Annotated in this window: 4 protein-coding genes; 1 reads left to right on the forward strand and 3 read right to left on the reverse strand. The window is 69.5% G+C overall.

All coding sequences use genetic code 11. The annotated features are described in order from the left end of the window. The coding region (locus tag G5C65_RS40280) for a DUF397 domain-containing protein (protein WP_338146824.1) at positions 1–158 on the reverse strand (158 nt) is incomplete at its 3' end. Further along, on the reverse strand, positions 155–1,006 hold the full coding sequence (locus G5C65_RS35780; RefSeq protein WP_165303219.1) for a helix-turn-helix domain-containing protein: 852 nt from the start codon (positions 1,004–1,006) through the stop codon (positions 155–157). The genes G5C65_RS40280 and G5C65_RS35780, both read right to left, overlap by 4 nt. Positions 1,007–1,144: 138 nt before the next feature. On the opposite strand from G5C65_RS35780, the gene G5C65_RS35785 reads away from it, so the two are divergent. Beyond that, positions 1,145–1,594 (forward strand): ATP-binding protein, encoded by a 450-nt coding sequence (locus G5C65_RS35785; protein WP_165303220.1) that lies wholly within the window; start codon positions 1,145–1,147, stop codon positions 1,592–1,594. A gap of 4 nt (positions 1,595–1,598) precedes the next feature. Here G5C65_RS35785 and G5C65_RS35790 read toward each other — a convergent pair. Continuing rightward, a partial coding sequence (locus tag G5C65_RS35790) for a class I SAM-dependent methyltransferase (protein ID WP_165303221.1) occupies positions 1,599–2,263 on the reverse strand: 665 nt, incomplete at its 5' end.

Genomic DNA, 2,263 nt, shown 5'->3' on the forward strand with positions numbered 1-2,263 from the left:
GTGGTGGTGAGGACGCGGGAGGGGTCGTCGGACTCCCGGAGGTGAAGCGCCGGGCGAGCACCCCACACGGAGGGGGCGACTTCGAGGCAGTTGTTGGCCTCTGCGCAGAATGATGACTTGTGCCAGTTGAGCCGCGTGGGCACGGAGGGTCCTTTCACAGGTCACGGGAGATTCTGTTGATCAGGTCTCGGGACTCGCTCACCCCGAGTGACAGCTCTTCCAAGCGGTTCAGGATTCCTCGGTACTTCGCCAACTGAGCCTCCATGTCGAGGAAGACGGCGCCGTGCGCCTGGTCCAGCTGCACGGTGTCAAGCTGGGGCACCGTGCCCGCTGCGTAGCAGATCGTCTGCCCGGCCCCGGGGAACTCACCGGCCTCGAAGGGGATCACACGGACCGTCACGTTCTCCCGTTCGCTCGTCTCGATGATGTGCTGAAGCTGCCGCCCTGTCACCTCCGGGCCGCCGAACCGCATCCGCAGCGCCGCCTCGTGAATCAAGGCCGTATACGGCGCCGCGTCCTCGCGGTGGAGCACGGACTGACGCTTGATACGCCACGAGGTCCGGTGCTCCACCTCGTGCGGCGGCAGCTGGGGGATCGCCTGATCGAACACGATGCGGGCGTGTTCGGTGGTCTGGAGCAGGCCCGGAAGCGTCGCGGTCTGAGCTGTACGCATCACCGTCGCGTAGTACTCCAGCTCAGCCAGGTCCAACAGTCCGGGAGGAAGCAGCCCTCGGTACTCGTCCCACCAGTGACGGGCACGCCCGCTTGCCATGGCGGCGAGAGCGTCCGTCAACTGCTCATCCGGGCAGTCGTAGTTGCACGCGAGAGTGCGGATGCGCGCGGCACTGATGCCCGCACGCCCCGACTCGATGTTGCTCATCCGCGCCTGGTCCACACCGAGCAGCGCCCCAGCCTGCAGCGCACTCATTCCCGAGCGCTCACGCAGCTTGCGCAGCTCCAGCCCTAGACGCTGCTGCCTGACGGTCGGCGTACTCCGCGGTGGCATGACTCGTCCTCTCCTCCTACCGGCCGGAAGACTACAGGAGCAAGCTTTTCCCGTGAACGGGATACAAGCATGTTCCCGATGCCCTACTGTAGGTCACGAAGCCAGTACGCATCGCGATCCCGGCGAGGAGGGCGACCTATGCCCGCACACAGCATCCACCCGGCAACGAGCCCGGAACCAATCCACCCGTCCCACGACTGGCGATACAGCCTCCAGCTCTCGCACAGTGCGCACGCGCCCGGGATCGCGCGGTCGACGGTGCGGATCGTGCTGCACGAACACGACCTGATCCCGCTCCTCGACTCCGCCGAGCTGCTCACCAGCGAGCTGGTCACGAACGCCTACCGGCACACCGCGGGCGAGATCTTCCTCCGGGTCGGCTGGAGCTCGGCTCCGGAAACCCTCCGGCTGAGCGTCTGGGACACGAGCCCGACCCACCCGGCCACCGCGCCCCACACTCCCGCCCCGTACCGGACCCGGGGCCGGGGCCTCTTCCTCGTCCGCCGGCTCTCCCACCGCTGGGGCGTGCACGACTTCAGCCGGGAGTGCCGGGGCAAGGCGGTCTGGGCGGAGCTGCGGCTGGGCTGACCCCTCACACACGGCGGGCGAGGGTGATGACCTCCCGGCTGGAGGCGGTCACCGCTTCCCGGTCCCACCCGCCGAACTGCCCGTCGACGACAAACCCGGCCTCGACGAGAAACCCCGTAACGGCCTCCGCCCCAAGAAACCGCAGCCGCTCCCGCAGGACGCGCAGCACGGTGCCGTCCGGGGCGGCGACAGTCCCCCGCACGGTGACGAGATCCCCGTCGACGGACTCCACCTCATGCCCGTACCGCAACGCCCGCCCCGCGCCGTCCACGAACTCCGCGACGTCGTCCGGGTTGGCGGAGGACCACCGCTCCCAGGCGCGCGCCTGCGGATGCCGCGTCTCGAACGCGAACCGGCCACCCGCACACAGCGCCCCGTGAATCGCCGCGAGCGAGGCCCGCACCTCGTCATCGGTCACCAGGTCCTGGAACGCGTGCCCGGTCATGGTCACCAGCTCGAACGCACCCGAGGGCCCGGCATCGACCGCCGCCCCTTGCACCCACTCCACATCCGTCCGCCGCCGGGCGCGCTCCAGGGCCGCCGGATCCGGATCCAGCCCGGCCAACCGCCCCCGGTGCCCCCGCTCCCGCGCACGGTGCAGCAGCGAACCGGTCCCGCACCCGACATCCAGCACGGCCCCCGCCTCCATGACCAGCGGCAGGTAGAACC

Source organism: Streptomyces boncukensis (assembly GCF_011045075.1).
Classification (GTDB): Bacteria; Actinomycetota; Actinomycetes; order Streptomycetales; family Streptomycetaceae; genus Streptomyces; species Streptomyces boncukensis.

Coding starts and splice junctions, on each gene's coding strand:
- G5C65_RS35780 (WP_165303219.1), bottom strand. CDS start 1,006: ATGCCACCGCGGAGTACGCCGACCGTCAGGCAGCAGCGTCTAGGGCTG.
- G5C65_RS35785 (WP_165303220.1), top strand. CDS start 1,145: ATGCCCGCACACAGCATCCACCCGGCAACGAGCCCGGAACCAATCCAC.